Raw genomic sequence first — 19037 nt, 5'->3', positions numbered from 1 at the left:
GAACACGCTGCGGCCACGCGGCCGGAAACAGAGCCGCGAACACGCGGCGCCGCAGGCGCCGCAAATCCTACACAGTCCTCAGCGCGGTCAACGAACAGCGCCTACGCTCGACCCATGGTGGATCGAGTTCTTGTAACACTCGACGGCGCCGTCCAGGATCCGGACGCGCCGTTGTTGTTTGCCGACGACATCGGCGTACTGCGCGGTGACGGTGTCTTCGAGTCGGTTTTGGTTCGTGCCGGTGACGCGTGCGCGATCGAATTTCATCTAGGCCGACTGCGTCGTTCGGCGCAGGCGCTCGATCTACCCGAGCCCGAACTGGGGAAATGGCGAGACGCGGTCGAGACGGCGACGAAGGAATGGGGGACCGACCGTGAGGGCCTGATGCGGCTGGTCCTCACCCGTGGGCGCGATACCGAGCTGTCGGCTCCGTCCAGCGTCACCTCGGGCGATCTCGCGACCGCGGTGCCGGTGCCGACTTCCTATGTGCTGGTGCTGCCGGTGCCGGAGCGGGTGCAGAAGGCGCGCACCGATGGTGTCGCGGTGGTGTCGCTATCGCGTGGGATCTCGGTCGATCTGGCGCAGGCCGCGCCGTGGCAGCTGCTGGGTGCGAAGACGCTCTCCTATGCCACCAATATGGCGGCGCTGCGGTTCGCGCAGCGGATGGGCGCCGATGACGTGATCTTCACCAGTACCGAGAACCGGGTGCTGGAGGGGCCGCGCTCGTCGGTGGTGATCGTGCGCGACAAGCAGTTGATCACCCCGCCCGCGAAGAACGGCGTACTGCCGGGGGTTACCCAGCGTGCGCTGTTCGCCGAGGCCGAGAAGGCCGGGTGGAAGTGCAGCTACGACTCGTTGTTCACCGCTGACCTGTTGACCTGCGACAGCATTTGGCTGATGTCGAGCATCACGCTCGCCGCGAGGGTGAATTCACTGGACGGATTGCGGATGATGGCGCCGGACAATGCGGCCGAAATCATCGAATTGGTGGATCGAGGAGTGGAGCGGGCCGGGGCCATCGGCGATTGGTGAGTTCGCCGGGCCCGTGATCTTCGTCCTACTACAGCGTGTAGGAGTACTCGGCGAGCTCGGAAAATAGGACGTCGGGGGTCGGTTGCGCCGGTGTGTCGTGGCGTACGACTCCTTGATGGACCCGTTTCCGGGCGTACTCTTACTACGTAATGTCGTAGATCGGCGGGAGGTCGGTTTTGAGCGTCCTGGACTTATCGCGTTGGCAGTTCGGCATCACGACCGTCTATCACTTCATTTTCGTACCGCTGACGATCGGTCTGGCCCCGCTGGTGGCGGGTATGCAGACCGCTTGGGTGATCACCGGCAAAGAGCACTGGTACCGGCTGACCAAATTCTTCGGGAAGCTATTCCTGATCAATTTCGCACTCGGTGTCGCGACCGGCATCGTGCAGGAATTCCAGTTCGGCATGAACTGGAGTGAATACTCCCGCTTCATCGGTGACGTCTTCGGCGCACCGCTCGCGCTGGAGGCGCTCGTCGCATTCTTCCTCGAATCGACCTTCCTCGGCCTGTGGATCTTCGGTTGGACCCGGCTGCCGAAAATCGTGCACCTGGCGACGATTTGGTTCGTCGCGATCGGGGTGAATGCCTCCGCGTACTTCATCGTCGCAGCCAATTCGTTCATGCAGCATCCGGTCGGCGCTAGATACAACCCGGAGCGCGGGCGCGCCGAACTCACCAGCATCTGGACGGTGCTCACCAATAACACGACGCTGGCGGCATTTCCGCATGTGGTGGCCGGAGCATTCCTGACCTCGGGAACTTTCGTGGTCGGCATCTGCGGTTGGTGGATGGTGCGCAATGCGCGCAGCGGTGACGAGACCAAAGTCGCTGAGGCGCGAACGATGTGGCGCACCGGCGGACGCGGCGGCCTGTGGGTGATCGTCATCGCCGGTGTCGCGCTGTTCTTCACCGGTGATGTGCAGGGCAAGCTGATGTTCGAACAGCAGCCGATGAAAATGGCTTCGGCGGAATCGCTGTGCAATACCGCAACCGATCCGGACTTCTCGGTGCTGACCATCGGCACACACAACAACTGCGACAGCGTGACGCACGTGCTCGAGGTGCCCTATGTGTTGCCGTATTTGGCCAAGGGCAAGTTCAGCGACGTCACCTTGGACGGTGTCTCCGATCTGCAGCACGCGTACAACGCGAAATTCGGGCCCGGCGACTACCGGCCCAATCTGTTCGTCACCTACTGGTCCTTCCGCGCCATGATCGGCCTTTCGGCCGGTGCGATCCTGCTCTGGTTGGTCGGCCTCTGGCTGACCCGCGGTGGCCGGATCACCGATAAGCGCTGGTACTCGTGGCTGTGCCTGATCGCCATCCCGACTCCGTTCCTGGCCAATAGCGCGGGCTGGGTCTTCACCGAAATGGGTAGGCAGCCATGGGTTGTCGCGCCGAACCCGACCGGTGACCAGAGCCTGCGGCTGATGGTTCAGCAGGGCGTCTCCGACCACGTCGCGGGCACCGTTATCACCTCGCTCGTGGTGTTCACCGTGCTGTACGGCGCGCTCGCGGTGGTGTGGTTCTACCTGATGCGGCGCTACACGGTCGCGGGACCCGAGCCCGCGAAGATTCCGACCGGTGGACCAGACGATACGGGCGGTCGTCATGAGGCCGAAGAACCTGCCGTCGAACAGCTTTCGTTCGCCTATTAGGAGCCGACGATGAATCTGCAACAGTTCTGGTTTCTGCTGATCGGCGTGTTGTTCACCGGCTACTTCGTGCTGGAGGGCTTCGACTTCGGGGTCGGCATGCTGATGCCGATCCTCGGCAAGGGCAGCGATACCCGAAGGCGGGTGGTGCTCAATACGATCGGGCCGGTGTGGGACGGCAACGAGGTGTGGTTGATCACTGCGGCCGGTGCGATGTTCGCCGCCTTTCCGGAGTGGTACGCGAGCCTGTTCTCCGGTTTCTACATCGCATTGCTGCTCGTGCTGATCGCACTGATCGTGCGGGTCTGCGCCATCGAATATCGCAGCAAGATCGACGATGCGCGGTGGCGGGCCTGGTGCGATGCCGCAATCGGAATCGGTTCCTGGGTACCGGCACTGGCATGGGGTTGGATATTCGCCAACGTGGTGCGCGGGGTGCCGCTGAACGAGAAGAAGCACATCGCGGGCTCGGTGTGGGATTTGCTCGGGCCGTACGCTTTGCTCGGCGGACTCACGACCGGATTGCTGTTCGCGCTGCACGGTGCGGTCTTCCTGGCACTGAAGACCGGCGGCGAGGTGCGCGACGATGCGGTGAAGACGGTGCGGTTGTTGCTGGCACCGACCGCGATCGTGGTCGGTGTTTTCGGGGTGTGGACGCAGTTGGCCTACGGAACCGGATGGACCTGGATTCCGTTGGCGCTGGCGGTAATCGGGCTGTTGCTGGCGGGCACGGCGAGTTTCGCCGACCGCGACGGGTGGGCGTTCGTCGGCACGGCGGTCACCACCGCGGCGGCCACGGTGCTGCTGTTCGGGTCGCTGTATCCGAATGTGCTGCCGTCCACCATCAGCGACATGTTCAACCTGACCATCGACAACGCCTCCTCGACGCCGTACACGCTGAAGGTGATGAGCTGGGCCGCCGTGGTCGTCACGCCCGTTGTGCTGGGCTACCAGGGTTGGACGTACTGGGTATTCCGCAAACGGATTACGGTCGAGCAGATTCCCGCGCCGATCGGCCTGCCGTTGGAAGCCGTCAAGGACTGATCATGGCTCGCCCACCCGTCGACCCCCGGTTGTGGAAGTACGCGCGCTCGGCCCGTCGCTATCTGGTGCTGAGTGTGGCGCTGTCCGTGGTGATCACGGGTTCGATCGTGGTCACGGCGGTCGCCCTGGCAAAGGTGCTGGCGGGGGTCGTCACCGATCCCGGTCGGCGCAGCTTCGGGGCGTGGACATTCGAGTTGGTGGTGCTCGTGGCCGCCATCGGCTGTCGGGTGCTCGCCACCTGGGTCCAGTCGCGGATCGCACATCGGGCGGGGGCCGCGGTGGTCGCGGAACTGGAAACCGCGGTGCTTACCGCCGGTGCTCAGCTGCCGCCGCGCGAACTCGAAACTCGGCGAACCGAATTGGCGGTTGTCGCGAGTACCGGGCTGACCGGTCTGCGGGCGTATCTCACCGGGTATCTGCCCGCGTTGCTCCTTGCTTGCCTGGTGCCGCCGATTGTCTTGGTGGTCATCGGGTTTCACGATCCGGTCGCCGGCCTCATCGCCGTGGTCACGCTGCCGTTGATTCCGGTGTTCATGGTGCTCATCGGTCTGCTCACGCAGGGCCGAGCGGAGGCTACCCTCGTCGCGACCACACGGCTGTCGGATCAACTGCTCGATCTCTTCGCCGGGATGCCGACATTGCGGGCGTTGGGGCGGGAGGGTAGCGCGGGGCGGACGGGTTCGATGGAACACCGGGTGCGTGCGCTCGGGGATGCGTTGCGGCAGCGCACTATGCGTGCGCTTCGGATCGCGTTCCTGTCGTCGATGGTGCTCGAGATGCTTGCCACGCTGAGCGTCGCGTTGATCGCGGTGTCCATCGGTCTGCGGCTCGTATACGGGGAGATGAGTCTCTACGCCGGGCTGGTGGCGTTGATTCTCGCACCGGAGGTGTATCTGCCGCTGCGGATGGTGGGGGAGCGGTTCCATGCGGCGCAGGATGGAATGGCGGCCGCGGACAAGGCCTTTGCTGTTCTCGAGCCGTCTGCGCAGGTTCAGCCCGAATCGGGTGCCGATGGTCGAGCGGATGGTGGGGACGCGGGCGCTGTCCGGTCGGTTTCCGGAACTATTGGGGCTGATGCTGCGGTTGGCGGAGCGGGCGTTGTTCGGTCGGCTGCGCCCAGGCGCGCCGGTGCTGTGAGGCCGGTTTCGAGCACGAATGGTGTTGATCCCGTGGCCGCCGTCGGCTCCCCTCATGAGGTTATCGGCGGCGAGGGTGCTTCGGAGAGCGGGGACGACGGCAGGGATACCAGCGAACTCGATTCAGCGGTGTCGAGTGGCAATCCGGCCGAGATGAGAGATGAAGTCGGCAGAGATGGCTCGGGCCTCATCGCGATATGCGATCTCTCGGTACGCGCCAGGGACGGGTTTGCGCCCGCCGGGCTGACGGCGGTGTTGCGGCCGGGTTCGGTGACAGTGTTCACCGGTCCCAACGGGAGTGGGAAATCGACTGCGCTGCAAGCAATCCTGGGTTTGATCGCACCGGAGTCCGGCTCGGTGGAGGTCGACGGCACCGACGTACGCGCGCTGGATCAGGAGACTTGGTGGTCGCGCCTCGCCTGGTTGCCGCAACGTCCGGTCCTGGTCCCGGGAACACTGCGTGAGAATCTCGAATTACTCGGTGCGCGCACACCCGACACCACGGCCAAGGGGGCGGCCCGCGTGCTCGACGAACTCGAAGCCGCTTGCATCGCAACGGGATTCGACGCAGTACTCGACGAACTCCCCGACGGATGGAACACGATCGTCGGCACAGGTGGCATCGGACTCTCCCTCGGCCAGCGCCAACGCCTCGCCCTCACCAGAGTGCTGGCCGCCGACCGCCCTATCCTGCTGTTGGACGAACCGACCGCGCACCTGGATCCCGCCGCCGAGGCCACCGTCCTCACCGCCCTGCAGCAGCGAGCCCGCACCGGCGCAACCGTAATCGTCATAGCCCACCGCCCAACCGTCCTCGCCGCCGCCGATCACATAATCCCTGTCCACTCCACCGCACAGGCAGTCGTCTCATGAACCGTGCGAGAGACACTTCGGTGCCGAGGACAACGGCGCGTCGCCGTGGAGTAATAGCGGACCTGCGGCGCATGTGGGTGCTGCTCGAGTTGTCGCCGTGGCGGGTTGCCGTTGCGATCGGGTTGGGTGTGTCGGCACTGGGCAGCGGGCTCGGGCTGGCGGCATTGGCGGCGTGGTTGATCGCGCGCGCCTGGGAGATGCCTCCGGTGCTCGATCTGAGCGTTGCCGTTGTCGCGGTACGGGCGCTCGGTATATCCCGTGGGCTGTGCCGATACCTGGAACGTCTTGCGACCCACGATGTCGCGCTGCGTGCGATGACGACCGCTCGGACAACCGTTTACCGGACCCTCGCTCAATCCGACGTCTGGATGCGGCGGGATATGCGCGGTGGCAGTTCAGGGGGGTCGGCCCGCGGCGGTGACGGTTTGCGTGCCGAGCAGCTTCCCGGGGCGGTTCGTCGGCCCGGCCGCGACGGCGCGACCGGCTTCAGTCGTAGCCGCGACCGGGATGTCTCGATCGCCGCAACGGATTCGGCAGGCGCGGATGGTGCTGCGTCGCTGCGGCGCGGGGATCTCCTGGTTCGAATCGGCAGCGATATCGACGATCTCGGTGCGGTTGTCGTCCGTGTGTTCGTGCCGATCGCGGTCGCGATTGTGCTGGCGCTGGCCGCTATCGGACTCATGGCCTCCATTTCGATTGTGGCGGCGGCCATTCTGGCGGTATCGCTCGGCATTGCCGGAATCGTCGCACCGTGGCTCTCGGGGTGGGCCGCTCGCGAGTCCGAACGCGCGGTGCGCGCCGACCGTGCCGAATTCACCGCGCAGGCGCTCACGGTCCTCGACCACGCGGCCGAACTCCGGGTCGCGGGCAAGCTGGATGCCGCGCTGGCGGCCGCCGACCGCGCCGGACAACGTGCGGTCGCCGCCGAGGACTCCGCGGCCGCACGCAGCGCCTGGGCCGCCGCGGCGACGCCACTCTCGATCGGCGCCAGCGTCCTCGGCGCCCTCCTGATCGGCATCGCGATCTATGGCACCGCCCCGCTCGCCATGACCCCCATGGCGCTCACCATCTTGGTCCTGCTCCCCCTCTCGGCCTTCGAAGCAGTCGCCCCACTCCCCGCCGCTGCCCAAGCCCTCACCACCGCCCGCGCGGCCCTGCATCGCCTCCCCCTGGCAGAGAGCACCGCGCAGCAATCCGCCCGCGCATTCACCGAACACCGCAGTGGGTCGATACGAGACCATTTGCCGGACAATGCGACCGGCCGAGCCGAGGACAGCTGGCACGGCGTTGCGCCGTCGGACGGTGTCCTGCGCACATTGGATGGCCCGCATACTGACCCGGATACTGGCAATGCGCGAGACATGTTGCCGGACAATGCGACCGGCCGAGCCGAGGACAGCTGGCACGGCGTTGCGCCGTCGGACGGTGTCCTGCGCACATTGGATCGCCCGCATACCGACCCGGATACTCGCAATGCGCGAGACATGTTGCCGGGCAGTGCGACCGGCCGAGTCGAGGCCGATCGGTCCGGCGTCGCTGCCTCGTCGCCGGATGGCGTACCGCGCGTATCCGATCGCCTCGATGCCGATACGGATCTCCGCGACGCACGAAATCGATTGCCGGGCAACCTCCCCGAGCGTCCGGTAGGAAAGCGGATTGCCGTCGTCGGACCGAGCGGCGCGGGCAAGACCACATTGCTCATGGCGTGGGCGGGCCTGTTCGGTACGCCCGTGCCCGGCGTGACGTTCTTTGCCGAGGATGCGCACATCTTCGGCACCTCGGTACTCGAGAACCTGCGGGTCGCGCGGGGGGATCTCACGGCCGAAGCGGCCGAGAACGCTTTGTGCGCGGTCGGTCTCGGGGATTGGCTGGAATCGCTGCCGGATGGTGTGCACACGGAGCTGGTCGCAGGTGCGGCCGCGGTTTCGGGCGGGCAGCGGCGGCGGATTCTGCTCGCCCGAGCGCTCATTTCGCCCGCGCGGGTGCTGCTGCTCGACGAGCCGACCGAACATCTCGAAGCCGAGGCGGGCGCGCGACTGTTGCGCGAGCTACTCGATATCGGCAGCGGCCTGGTCGAGCCCGACCGAACTGTGGTCGTCGTCACACATCAGCTGCCATCTGATCACCGCGCCGAAGCGGTGCTGCGATTCGACGGATCAGGCCAGGTCACGACCACTGGAGGAGTCGAGGAGCGCACCGGTTCAGCGCCCCGCGAAATTCCGTTGCCGACGCACTGACCGCTGACTAGATTCGTTTGTACACAAGGAAGGAGGTGGTTCGAAGAATGTATGTTCATAGGACTCGTGAGGTGGCTGTCCGCTAGCGCCACCGCTGCAACGGATTTCCGTGCGCGCGAGCGCTGAGCGAATTCCAGGCAGCCACCCGGCCCCCGAGCTACCGGTCTGGTCCGACCGGGACCCGTGCAGGCTTCACCGCCTGCGGGGTATGGCTCGGGGGCCGTTCCTTTTTCGGCACAATTCTCTCGGACGGTAGAGTCCGGCGACCGGGTTCGACACGAGGGGTAGCCGATGCCATCGGAGGGTCTCGCGGCAGTGGTTGGGCGCCGCATCAGGGCGGTTCGCCGCATGTTCTACGTACAGGGCAGTGATGTCGACCGCACCGAAGGCCCCATCGAATTGACCTTCGACGACGATTCGGTGCTGCTGCTGGACGCCGGAACCGACGGCGAGGAACTCCTCGTCGCATCGACCCCGTGGCGCGACCCTTTCGCCGGCCTCACCGAACCCGAATACATCGAATACGTCGCCGAATCCGGCAAATACACCGCCTTCGACGTCGGCTCCGAACCCCCGTACTCACACCTGATCGGCTCCCACATCGCCGCCGTCTCCGAATCCCGCCTGCACGACGACCGCCTCCGCGCCGCCGTCCTCGAGGTGAACGGATCCAAACTCGCCGTCGAAACCCTCGCCGACGAACTCCTCGTCACCTGGCACCCAACCTGATTCGCCGCACTCTGGTCCTAGCCGCACACCCGGTGCAGCCGATACAGAGGGGCCCGCGTACCTAACGGATGGGGCCGTCGCTTTCCGGTTAGATGCCACCCCACCGGGCGCTACGCTGGGGCAATGACCGTTGAGCCGTTGCCTGACTGGGTGATCCCACCTGCTGGTGGTTTCACCGTCGAGGACTTCTTGGAGCTGCGTGGTCTTCCTGAGCACACCGAACTGATCGACGGGAGTCTGATCTTCGTGAGTCCGCAGTAAAAGTGGCACAGTCGAGTCATCTCACTTTTCCTGAGAGAACTGGATATGCAGGCCCCGCCGCACTTGCGGGCTGATCGAGAGATCGCGGTGCGGCTCGGCAAGCGTCAGATGCCGGAGCCGGACGTTCTTGTCGTTACCGCAGAGGCATTCGTCCGTGAGGACCCGTCGACGTATTACTTCGCCGAGGACCTCGTCCTCGCTGTGGAGGCCGTGGTCCCGGACTCCGAGGAGCGCGACCGCGAGACCAAGCCAGGCAAATACGCCAAGGCCGGGATTCCACATTACTGGCGAATCGAGCGGCGGGAAGTGGACGCTGTCGTCTATGGCTACGAACTCGACCCCGGCACAAGGACTTACGGCTCGGTCGGCATCTTCCACGACCGTCTGAAAATCAGCGTCCCCTTCTCGATCGACATCGACTTGACATCGATCGGGCGGCGCGGTTAACCGATGTAGCGCTGCAAACGGGCCGAAAGGCGGGGTTCTAGGGGACCGTCGGCCACGACGCGCTCCTCGACGTAGGCGAGATCACCGCCCTCGACAATGCCGTACAGGCGTTTGGCTCCGCCGACGACGATGCCGGATTGGCTGCGGATGACGACATCGGTGGCCAATTCCCAGGAGGACTGGGTCAGTGCGGTGCCGTAGAAGAGTTCGACGATGCCGGTGCTGTGGGTCAACAGCAGTTCGATGACCTCGTCGTCACCGTCGATGCCGACGCGCCAGAAGCCGCTCTCGCGCAGGTCCGGTCCGCCGTAGGAGCCGTCGGATTCGATGACCCAGGAACGTGAGTCCCAGGCCAGGTAATCGCCACCGTCGTGGGAGACGATGATCTGCTGGCCGAAGCGGTAGTCGCCGCGAGCGGGATCGTTGCCCTCGCCCTCACCGCGCCACACACCGACCATCGGCAGCAGCGCGAGCATCGACGAACTCAGATCCGGACCGAGCCGCAGATTTGCGGTGTCCTCGGGCAGCGGCAGATCCGGCAGCACCGGAATATTGCGCGCACCAGTCCGTTTCGCCCGCTCGGCGGCCTCGGCCACGGCCTCGTCGCCACTGCGGCGCGGCGCCGACTCGGCCGGGCCGTTGCCGTTCAGTTGTTCACTCGCTCGCTCGGCCGGGTTGGAACCTTCGCTCGCGAGTTCACTCATGATTCGGTGAACAACCGGTAGAAGACGTACAGGCCGAACCAGCCGATCAGAACGGCCACGGCCACCAACAGAATCTCGAAGAAGAGGACCACAACTGGAGTCTAACGAGTTGCGTCCCGCCCAGCACGACGGCCCCGTTGCTTCCCAGCTACCGGGGAAACGACGGGGCCGTCGGTGGCATTACTTACTTGGCGACTGCCACATCCACGGGGTGGATGCCCGCGCCTTCCGGACGAACCTCGGCCGAGCCGTTGCCCGAGGAGGACAACGCCCGCACGGTCCACGCGCCCGGCGCCGCGAAGAAGCGGAAATCACCGGTGCCCGAGGCCACGACCTCGGCGGTGAAGTCACCGTTGCCGTCGAGCAGACGCACGAACGCGCCGCCGACGGGCTGGCCGTCGGTGCTCAGAACACGGCCGGTGATAACCGTTTCCTTCTCGACATCGACTCCGGCCGGAATGGCCTGTCCCTGGGTAGGTGCTGCGCACATGTGATTACTCTCCCAATTCGATCGGTGCACCGACGAGCGAGCCGTATTCGGTCCAGCTGCCGTCGTAGTTCTTGACATTCTGGTGACCCAGCAGCTCCTGCAGCACGAACCAGGTGTGCGAGGAACGCTCACCGATGCGGCAGTACGCGATGGTGTCCTTGGATCCGTCCAGTCCGGCCTCGCCGTAGATCTCGGTCAGCTCGGCGTCGGACTTGAAGGTGCCGTCCTCGTTCGCGGCCTTGCTCCACGGCACGTTGATGGCGCCCGGGATGTGGCCGGGACGCTGGCTCTGCTCCTGCGGCAGGTGCGCAGGCGCCAGGATCTTGCCGGAGAACTCGTCAGGGGAGCGCACGTCGACCAGGTTCTTGGCGCCGATGGCGGCGATGACCTCGTCGCGGAACGCGCGGATGGTCAGATCGGGGGCGGCGGCCTTGTACTGGGTGGCCGGGCGGTTCACGGCGTCGCGGGACAGCGGACGACCGTCGAGCTCCCACTTCTTGCGGCCGCCGTCGAGCAGCTTGACGTTGTTGTGGCCGTACAGCTTGAAGTACCAGTAGGCGTATGCGGCGAACCAGTTGTTGTTGCCGCCGTAGAGCACGACCTCGTCATCGTTCCCGATGCCGCGCGCCGAGAGCAGATCGGAGAACTGCTCCTGGTTCACGAAGTCGCGACGAACCTGATCCTGCAGGTCCTTCTTCCAGTCGAGCCGAACGGCACCCTCGATGTGGCCGCCGTCGTAGGCGGAGGTGTCCTCATCGACCTCGACGAAGACGACGCCGGGGGCGTTGAGGTTCTCTTCGGCCCAGTCAACGGAGACCAGGACATCGGAGCGAGCCATGTTGTTCCTTTCGGGGTGGTGACTTGCAGTGTCAGTTCGCCGGGGACCCAGCGGTGTTCGCGTCAGGCCCGGAGGCGGTAGCTTGCGTGACCACGGAGGGCCCGCGAACACCGCCCACCGGCCCTGCCCGGCGGAGTCGGGCGACCAGCGGATAGATCTGGCAACCCAGGCAGATCCCGAACGCCGCATTCAAGAACGCCGCGAACAGGGCGAAGCCGGCGAACACCGCGCCGACGACGGTGGAGCCGACCAGGAAACCCAGCAGGCTGACGGCACTGAAGACCAGGCCGAGTAATTGGGCGAACCGCAGCGGTGCCACCGGTTCGGTTTCGAGGGTCGGACCCACGCGCGGTGCTACGAACGCGGCGAAGATCCGGCCGTATGGGTGCCGACGGGGCCCGTAGGCCGCGCCGATCGCGAAGACCACCGCCTGTGCGGCGATGAGCACCGCGGCGACCGGCGTCGAAACGGCTGCCGCGAGCAGGACGAGAACGAGGACACCGGTGGTGACCCACGCGGCGAAGCGTGGCCCGCGCACATCGACTCGAGCCGGATTTACGGCGCTCCCTGCGTGGTTACGCAAGCTGCCGCCTCCGGGGCCGAGGAAGCGCCGCGGGGTGGGAATTCCGTTCTCAACGGCTGTGTTTCGGGAATTTGTGGACATTGTGCGTACTCCTGCGCTGAATTTCGCTGTTGGCGGGAAAACTGCCAGTTCGCCGGGGGATCAAAGATCACTCGCACGACGGACGCAGGTCGGCATCAGGACTTCTGACGGAGCCGACCGCTCAGCCACACAGGCAGCAACAACCACCGAGGCGACACAGATCAACTGTGCGTCGTCGGGTGAGCATCAGCTCGTGGTTGGCTTGCACGCAGAGGAGTTTACCTGGTTCTGGCGGAGAATTGGACCCGGGGTTCGTCACAGTTGCTATCAACCCGTGTCACGCCCGGTTTTTCCACCCTCAGGGGTGACTCACCGGAAGAGTTATCCCACGGTCAGCGGCTCGAGTGCGGTACGCAGGTCCGCGGACTTGGGGACCCCGGAGATCCGGAAGCGTTCCCGCCCTTCGATATCGAAGACGAAGGTGGTCGGCAGCGAGAGCACGTTCAGCTCTTTGGCCAGCGCGGGCTCGGAATCGATATCGACCTCGATATCCAGCGGCGGGCGCGGCGATCCGGACAATTCCTCGGTCACCCCGGCGACCACGCGACGAACCGCGTCGCACGGTCCGCACCAGTCGGCGGAGAAGTGCAGTACCGCCGGGCCCGAGTTGTCGGCACCGACCGCTGCCAGCAGACCGGTGCGCGCCGATTCGTCCTGTGCCTCGGTGTCGCTCTCGCGCAGCTTGCCGTCGCGGCGCTGCAGCACCACTCCGATCGCCGCTGCGGCAACCACCACCACCAGCAGAATTGTGATTTCAATCATGGTCGCCGCAATCTGTCCAGGTCGATGGTCACGTTCTCGGCCTTGGCCTCGATGACGATCTGGCCGCCCTGTGCGGAGACCTTCGTCGGCCGTAGCCCGAACGGCAGTTCGTTCGTATCGATTGTCCGGGTGAATTGCTCGAGCACCTTGGGGCGCTCGGTGTCGGTGACGACCGCGGTTGTCGTGGCATCACCCGTACCACGGTAGATGCTGGTCGCGATGATCTTCACCTGATCGCCGTCGACCACGAGGTCTGCGGTCACACTCACATTGTCACCGCCGAGCGGTGCGCCCGGCTTGCTCGGCGTCTTGCCCGGCATGGTGCCGGTGAGCAGGAGCTGTCCGCCGGTGGTCATACCGGACCCGCCCGATCCGCCGGTTCCGTCGGATTTGTTCCCTGGCGCCGAATGTACTTGCAGGTCCGGGATTTTGAACAGCTTGCCGAGTTCGGTCGGCTCGAGCCGCATCTGCCCCTCGACCCGATCCACCGGCACCGCGCGCACGTTCCCGTCGGTGAGGTCGCCGAGGGAGAGGTGGGCTCCGGTCAGCGTCGCGCCGACCGAGATTTCGCCGGGGATATCGGGTCGCATGACGCGCGCGCGGATGTCGACGGTCTGGTATCGGCCGTCGAGGGCCTGGGTGAGAAAGGGGAACCCATAGATGACCACGTCGGGGTCCGCGGTGAGGTCGGCGCCGACACGCAGGGCACGTGACACGCGATACTCGGAGTAGGCGGCGGCGCCGAAATCGACGACTACCGCCAATGCCGCGAGGCACAGCAGCCCGATGATCAGCTTGCGCATGCGGGCAACACTACTTGGCGGTGCGTTTCGGGTATCGCACGTCTGCGTCGAGGTGCCACACTAACCCCGGATGGCGAGGTCATCGGCGTTCACGCGCTAATCTTGCACCGATTACCTGTGATCAAGCGACGTGGCCCCGGCGGTGTGGCTTATGTCCGGAGCTACTAGATGGGAGGAGGGCTTGTGGAGCTGCTCCTGCTGACCTCCGACCCCAACCCCGAGTCGGTTCTGCCCGCGTTGTCGCTGCTGGCGCACAATGTGCGCCCGGCGCCGACCGAGGTGGCGTCCCTGCTCGAGGCGGGGACCGCGGATGTCGCGCTGGTCGATGCGCGCACCGACCTGGCCGCGGCCCGTGGCCTGTGCCGACTGCTCGGCAGCACCGGTTCGTCGGTTCCGGTGGTCGCCGTGCTGACCGAGGGCGGGCTGGTCGCCGTCAATGCCGACTGGGGTCTGGACGACATTCTGCTGCCCGGCACCGGACCGGCCGAGCTCGACGCCCGGTTGCGCCTACTGGTCGGCCGCAACGGCGGTGTCGCGAGCCCGGAGAACACCGGCAAGATCACCCTCGGCGAGCTGGTGATAGATGAGGGCACCTATACCGCTCGGCTGCGCGGTCGCCCGCTGGATCTCACCTATAAGGAATTCGAACTCCTCAAATACCTCGCGCAGCACGCGGGCCGGGTCTTCACCCGGGCCCAGTTGCTGCAGGAGGTCTGGGGCTACGACTTCTTCGGCGGCACCCGCACGGTCGATGTGCACGTGCGACGCCTGCGCGCCAAGCTCGGCAGCGAATACGAATCGTTGATCGGCACCGTCCGCAATGTCGGCTACAAGGCCGTCCGCCCCGCGCGCAACAGCACCAAGGGCGACCACGTCACCTTCCCCGACGACGAATCCGCCGAAGGCACCGACGACTCCCCATCCGTCACCGTCAACGGATCCGTCCCGTAGCCGCTCGAGATCAGGTGGAATCGATGGCGGCATTCGTCGAGAAGTCGCCGCCACCAGTTCCACCTGATCTCGAGCGGATGGAATGGTGCGCGGTATTCGCGCGTTCGTCGCGATGACGGGATCGACGAGGGAGACGCTCATGGGTGAGATGACGCTGCGGTGGGGCACGGAACTCGGCGCCGACACGGCGCGGGCGGTGCGTGAACTGCTCGTGCGGACGAGTGCCGAAGACGGTGTCGCGCCGGTCTCCGAACAAGCCGTCCTCTCGCTCCTCGCGACCGATTCCGGGGCCGAACATCTGGTGGCGCTGCGCGAGGGCGTCGTCGCCGGTTACGCGAATCTCGTTGCCGCACATGGCGAACACCCCGCAATGGCCGAGGTCGCCGTCGATCCGGCTGCGCGCGGCCGTGGCATCGGTGCGGAATTGGTCTCGGCCGCGCTGACAAAAGGGGGATCGGGTACTCGGGTCTGGGCGCACGGAAATCGGCCCGCCGCCCAGGCGCTCGCGGCCCGGCTCGGACTGCGCGTCGCACGGGAGTTGTGGCAGATGCGGCGGTCGCTGGCAACGCCGGAGCTACCGGAATTGGTCGTTCCGGAAGGCACCGCGCTGCGGACCTACGAAGGCGCCGCCGACGATGCCGAACTGTTGCGTGTCAATAACGCCGCCTTCGCCTGGCATCCAGAACAGGGCGGCTGGACCGAGCGGGATATCGCCGTCCGCCGCGACGAGTCCTGGTTCGACCCGAAGGGGCTGTTCATCGCGGTGGATCGGGCCGATCCGGACCGCATCCTCGGATTCCACTGGACCAAGGTGCATTACGAGGAGAACCCACCTGTCGGCGAGGTCTATGTAGTCGCCATCGACCCGGCTGCACAGGGCAGGGGACTCGGCCGCCTGCTCACCCTCGCGGGCCTGCGCTACCTGCGCGAACGCGATCTGCCGGAGGTTCTGCTCTATACCGAGGCCGACAACACCGCAGCCGTACACACCTACACGCGGCTCGGCTTCGCCGCGTCACATATCGATGTCGCGTATTCGGCCGCTGACTGAATAACAGGCGGCTCGCCGGGGTTGCTCGAGTAACACCGGGGCAAATGTCACACGTGACGGGACCATTAGCGCCGGGCTGTTCACCCTCCGTTCACTCAGCCTGGTCCAAATGTCAACCGAGCGACCTTACGTTACATAAGGGCGGCACCGTTGCCGCCTGGTGCGCAAGTTCCCCGCGAACGGCACCACGAAACCCGCCCGGGCCGGTGAGGGACCGGGCGTGTCGCACGCGATTCCCGGAGGAATAAGTGAACTTCAAGCGCAGCAGCGCCCTGATCGGTGTGCTGGCCGCCGTCGCCATGCCCCTGGCCGCCTGTGGCAGCGATGACAACAGCACCTCGTCCAACGGCGATTCCACCGCCAAGGTCGATGTCGCCTGTGGTGGTAAGAAGGCCCTCAAGTCCAGCGGTTCCTCGGCTCAGAAGAACGCCATGGACCGCTTTGTCGCCGCCTACGAGGCCAACTGCAGCGGCTCCACGCTGAACTACACCTCCAGCGGTTCCGGCGCCGGCGTGAACGAATTCCTCGGCGGCCAGACCGATTTCGCCGGTTCCGACTCGCCGCTGAGCGCCTCGAAGGGTGAGCCGGCCAAGGCGCAGGAGCGCTGCGGTGCCCCGGCGTGGAACCTGCCGACCGTCTTCGGTCCGATCGCCATCACCTACAACATCGACGGTGTGAGCGATCTGGTGCTCGACGGCCCGACCGCCGCCAAGGTGTTCAACGGCACCGTCGCCACCTGGGACGCCCCGGAGATCAAGGCGCTGAACCCGACCGCCAAGCTGCCCTCGGACAAGATCTCGGTGATCTTCCGCAGCGACGAGTCGGGCACCACCGACAACTTCCAGCTCTACCTGGACGCCGCCTCCGACGGCGCGTGGGGCAAGGGTGCGGGCAAGACCTTCAACGGCGGTGTCGGTGAGGGTGCCAAGGGCAACGAGGGCACCTCGGCCGCCATCAAGAGCACCAAGAACTCGATCACCTACAACGAGTGGTCCTTCGCCAAGGCGCAGAACCTGTCCATCGCGCAGGTCGTCACCTCGGCCTCCAAGGATCCGGTCAAGCTCACCCCGGAGTCCGCGGCCAAGGCCGTCGACAGCGTGAAGATCAAGGGCGAGGGCAACGACCTGGTGCTCGACACCTCGTCGTTCTACAAGCCGACCGCGGCCGGTGCGTACCCGATCATCCTGCCGACCTACGAGATCGTCTGCTCGAAGTACGCCGACGCCGATACGTCCAAGGCGGTCAAGGCATTCCTGACCTCGGCCGTCAACAACGGCCAGAAGGGTCTGGACACCGCGGGCTACGTCGCGATCCCGGACAAGTTCAAGACCAAGCTGACCACCGCGATCAACGCCGTCAACTGATAGCCGCCACGCCATGACCGTGCACCCTGAGGTGTCCGCCGCGGACCAGTCGGACTCGACTGGTCCGCTGGCGGCTGGAGATACTGCCCCTATGTCGAGTGAACCGAGCACCGAACCGGACTCGCCGAAAGGTCCGGCCGCAACACCGGCCAGGAAAGGCCACAACCAAGGGGCCGAGGTCGTCTTCCGGTCGCTTGCCACCGCAGCAGGTGCCACGGTCGTGGCGGCCATCGCACTGATCGCCCTATTCCTATTGATCCGGGCTTGGCCCTCGATCATGGCGAACGAGGCGAACTTCTTCACCACCAGCGAGTTCAACACCACCAACGCCGACCACCTGCGGTTCGGCATCCGGGACCTGCTGATGGTCACGGTGTTGAGCTCGATACTCGCGCTGGTGATAGCGGTGCCCATCGGTGTGGGCATCGCACTGTTCCTGACCCACTATTCGCCGAAGCCGATGGCACGTCCGTTCGCGATGCTCGTCGATCTGCTCGCGGCGGTGCCGTCCATCGTGTTCGGTCTCTGGGGCTTCCTGGTGCTCGCGCCGAAACTCGAACCCGTCGAGACCTTCCTGAACAAGAACCTCGGCTGGTTCTTCCTGTTCTCCGACGGCAACGTGTCGATCTCCGGTGGCGGCACGATCTTCACCGCCGGCGTGGTACTGGCGGTGATGATCCTGCCGATCATCACTTCGGTTTCCCGCGAAGTCTTCAACCTGACACCCCTGTCGCATATCGAGGCCGCGCAGGCGCTCGGCGCGACCAAATGGGAGATGGTCCGGATGACGGTGCTGCCCTACGGCCGCAGCGGTGTGATCGCCGGTTCCATGCTCGGCCTCGGTCGCGCGCTCGGTGAGACGATCGCCGTATTGGTGATCCTGCGCACCTCGGCACAGGCCGGTCACTGGTCGCTGTTCGACGGCGGCTACACCTTCGCCTCCAAAATCGCCGCCGCCGCATCGGAATTCAGTCAGCCACTGCCGACCGGCGCCTACATCGCGGCCGGCTTCGTGCTGTTCGCGCTGACCTTCATCGTCAATGCGCTGGCGCGGCTCGTGTCCGGTGGAAGGGTGAACGGGTAATGACCACCACGACGACTCTCGACAAGCCGGTCAAGGCGCCCACCTTCCGGCATGTGAGCGCGGCCCGCCGCCTCAAGAACAACATCGCGACCGGAGTGGTCTGGGCCTGCTTCGCCATCGCGCTCGTGCCGCTGATCTGGGTGCTGTTCATGGTGGTTTCGAAGGGCCTCGAGTCCGTCGTCTCGCCGGACTGGTGGCAGAAATCGCAGAAGGGCATCCTGCCGGACCAGACCGGTGGCGGTGTGTACCACGCGATCTACGGCACCATCGTGCAGACCGTCGTCGCCGCGATCCTGGCGGTTCCGCTCGGCATCATGGCCGCGGTTTACCTGGTCGAATACGGGCGTGGCGTGCTGGCCAAGGTCACCACCTTCATGGTCGACATCCTCGCGGGTGTCCCGTCGATCGTCGCGGCGCTGTTCATCTTCGCGCTGTGGATCGCGACCTTCGGTTTCCCGCAGAGTTCGCTGGCGGTATCGCTGGCGCTCGTACTGCTCATGCTTCCGGTGGTGATTCGCAGCACCGAGGAAATGCTGAAGCTGGTTCCGGACGAGCTGCGCGAGGCGTCCTACGCGCTCGGAATTCCCAAGTGGAAGACCATCGTTCGGATCGTGGTGCCGACCGCGGCGCCCGGCATGATCAGCGGCATCCTGCTCTCGCTCGCCCGTGTCATGGGTGAGACGGCGCCGGTGCTGGTGCTGGTCGGCTACAGCAAGTCGATCAATACCAACCTGTTCGACGGCAATATGGCGTCGTTGCCGCTGCTGATCTACCAAGAGTTGGCGAACCCGGAACCGGCCGGCCGAGCCCGGGTGTGGGGCGCGGCGTTGACGCTGATCCTGTTGATCGCCCTGTTGTACGCGGCGGCCGCGGTCGTCAACAAGCTGCTCACGCGGAACCGATAGAAGC

At 65.6% G+C, this 19037-nt stretch carries 18 protein-coding genes and 1 pseudogene; 13 read left to right on the top strand and 6 right to left on the bottom strand.

All coding sequences use genetic code 11. The features are described from left to right. The first annotated feature begins 114 nt into the window (after positions 1–114). The 8 genes and pseudogenes from ACQPXH_RS30800 to ACQPXH_RS30765 all read left to right on the top strand — a co-directional run. Positions 115–1032 (top strand): aminodeoxychorismate lyase, encoded by a 918-nt coding sequence (locus ACQPXH_RS30800; protein WP_433599938.1) that lies wholly within the window; start codon positions 115–117, stop codon positions 1030–1032. 176 nt (positions 1033–1208) lie between these two features. Next, positions 1209–2693: a cytochrome ubiquinol oxidase subunit I gene (locus ACQPXH_RS30795; RefSeq protein ID WP_433599937.1), complete on the top strand. Its 1485-nt coding sequence runs from the start codon at positions 1209–1211 to the stop codon at positions 2691–2693. 9 nt (positions 2694–2702) lie between these two features. Next, entirely contained in the window at positions 2703–3734 is a 1032-nt protein-coding gene (gene cydB, locus ACQPXH_RS30790; protein ID WP_433599936.1) for a cytochrome d ubiquinol oxidase subunit II, read from the top strand. A gap of 2 nt (positions 3735–3736) precedes the next feature. After that, the gene (locus ACQPXH_RS30785; protein ID WP_433599935.1) at positions 3737–5743 is read left to right on the top strand and encodes an ABC transporter ATP-binding protein/permease; all 2007 of its coding nucleotides are present in this window, start codon (positions 3737–3739) and stop codon (positions 5741–5743) included. Between the two features lie 71 nt (positions 5744–5814). Continuing rightward, entirely contained in the window at positions 5815–7980 is a 2166-nt protein-coding gene (locus tag ACQPXH_RS30780) for an ATP-binding cassette domain-containing protein (RefSeq protein WP_433599934.1), read from the top strand. A 291-nt stretch (positions 7981–8271) separates the two neighbouring features. Continuing rightward, positions 8272–8709, top strand: coding sequence for a hypothetical protein (locus tag ACQPXH_RS30775; RefSeq protein WP_433599933.1), 438 nt, complete (start codon positions 8272–8274; stop codon positions 8707–8709). Positions 8710–8832: 123 nt separating this feature from the next. Then, positions 8833–8970: a hypothetical protein gene (locus ACQPXH_RS30770; protein WP_433599932.1), complete on the top strand. Its 138-nt coding sequence runs from the start codon at positions 8833–8835 to the stop codon at positions 8968–8970. A gap of 15 nt (positions 8971–8985) precedes the next feature. Then, positions 8986–9417, top strand: a pseudogene (locus ACQPXH_RS30765) (Uma2 family endonuclease); the annotation flags it as partial. On the opposite strand, the gene ACQPXH_RS30760 reads toward ACQPXH_RS30765, so the two are convergent. The 6 genes from ACQPXH_RS30760 to ACQPXH_RS30735 all read right to left on the bottom strand — a co-directional run bounded on the left by ACQPXH_RS30760 (position 9414) and on the right by ACQPXH_RS30735 (position 13678). Then, positions 9414–10121 carry an FABP family protein gene (locus ACQPXH_RS30760; protein WP_433599931.1) on the bottom strand — a complete coding sequence of 236 codons (708 nt, stop codon included), beginning with the start codon at positions 10119–10121 and terminating at the stop codon, positions 9414–9416. The pseudogene ACQPXH_RS30765 and the gene ACQPXH_RS30760 sit on opposite strands and share 4 nt — an antisense overlap. Positions 10122–10305: 184 nt before the next feature. Next, positions 10306–10611, bottom strand: a complete 306-nt coding sequence (locus tag ACQPXH_RS30755) for a DUF1416 domain-containing protein (protein ID WP_387286318.1) — start codon at positions 10609–10611, stop codon at positions 10306–10308. A gap of 4 nt (positions 10612–10615) precedes the next feature. Beyond that, positions 10616–11449, bottom strand: a complete 834-nt coding sequence (locus ACQPXH_RS30750) for a sulfurtransferase (RefSeq protein WP_040686391.1) — start codon at positions 11447–11449, stop codon at positions 10616–10618. A 31-nt stretch (positions 11450–11480) separates the two neighbouring features. Further along, positions 11481–12032: a DUF4395 domain-containing protein gene (locus tag ACQPXH_RS30745; protein WP_433599930.1), complete on the bottom strand. Its 552-nt coding sequence runs from the start codon at positions 12030–12032 to the stop codon at positions 11481–11483. A 402-nt stretch (positions 12033–12434) separates the two neighbouring features. Next, on the bottom strand, positions 12435–12875 hold the full coding sequence (locus ACQPXH_RS30740; protein ID WP_433599929.1) for a thioredoxin family protein: 441 nt from the start codon (positions 12873–12875) through the stop codon (positions 12435–12437). Beyond that, a complete protein-coding gene (locus ACQPXH_RS30735) occupies positions 12872–13678 on the bottom strand; it encodes an LmeA family phospholipid-binding protein (protein WP_433599928.1) in 807 nt (268 codons plus the stop codon). Before ACQPXH_RS30735 ends, ACQPXH_RS30740 begins: the two co-directional genes overlap by 4 nt. Positions 13679–13861: 183 nt before the next feature. On the opposite strand from ACQPXH_RS30735, the gene ACQPXH_RS30730 reads away from it, so the two are divergent. The 5 genes from ACQPXH_RS30730 (at position 13862) to pstA (ending at position 19033) form a co-directional block, all read left to right on the top strand. Next, positions 13862–14629, top strand: coding sequence for a winged helix-turn-helix transcriptional regulator (locus tag ACQPXH_RS30730; protein WP_433599927.1), 768 nt, complete (start codon positions 13862–13864; stop codon positions 14627–14629). Between the two features lie 139 nt (positions 14630–14768). Further along, on the top strand, positions 14769–15680 hold the full coding sequence (gene mshD / locus ACQPXH_RS30725) for a mycothiol synthase (RefSeq protein ID WP_433599926.1): 912 nt from the start codon (positions 14769–14771) through the stop codon (positions 15678–15680). Positions 15681–15928: 248 nt separating this feature from the next. Continuing rightward, the gene (gene pstS / locus ACQPXH_RS30720) at positions 15929–17044 is read left to right on the top strand and encodes a phosphate ABC transporter substrate-binding protein PstS (RefSeq protein ID WP_433599925.1); all 1116 of its coding nucleotides are present in this window, start codon (positions 15929–15931) and stop codon (positions 17042–17044) included. Between the two features lie 91 nt (positions 17045–17135). After that, positions 17136–18128 (top strand): phosphate ABC transporter permease subunit PstC, encoded by a 993-nt coding sequence (gene pstC, locus ACQPXH_RS30715; RefSeq protein ID WP_433599924.1) that lies wholly within the window; start codon positions 17136–17138, stop codon positions 18126–18128. Continuing rightward, positions 18128–19033 (top strand): phosphate ABC transporter permease PstA, encoded by a 906-nt coding sequence (gene pstA / locus ACQPXH_RS30710; protein ID WP_063044451.1) that lies wholly within the window; start codon positions 18128–18130, stop codon positions 19031–19033. The genes pstC and pstA overlap by 1 nt, the downstream gene beginning before the upstream one ends. The last annotated feature ends 4 nt before the right edge of the window (positions 19034–19037 follow it).

The sequence above is a fragment of the Nocardia sp. CA-135953 genome, assembly GCF_050955735.1.
Classification (GTDB): domain Bacteria; phylum Actinomycetota; class Actinomycetes; order Mycobacteriales; family Mycobacteriaceae; genus Nocardia.
Note: the sequence above shows the minus strand (reverse complement) of the source record. Positions and strands in the feature narration are given on the sequence as shown.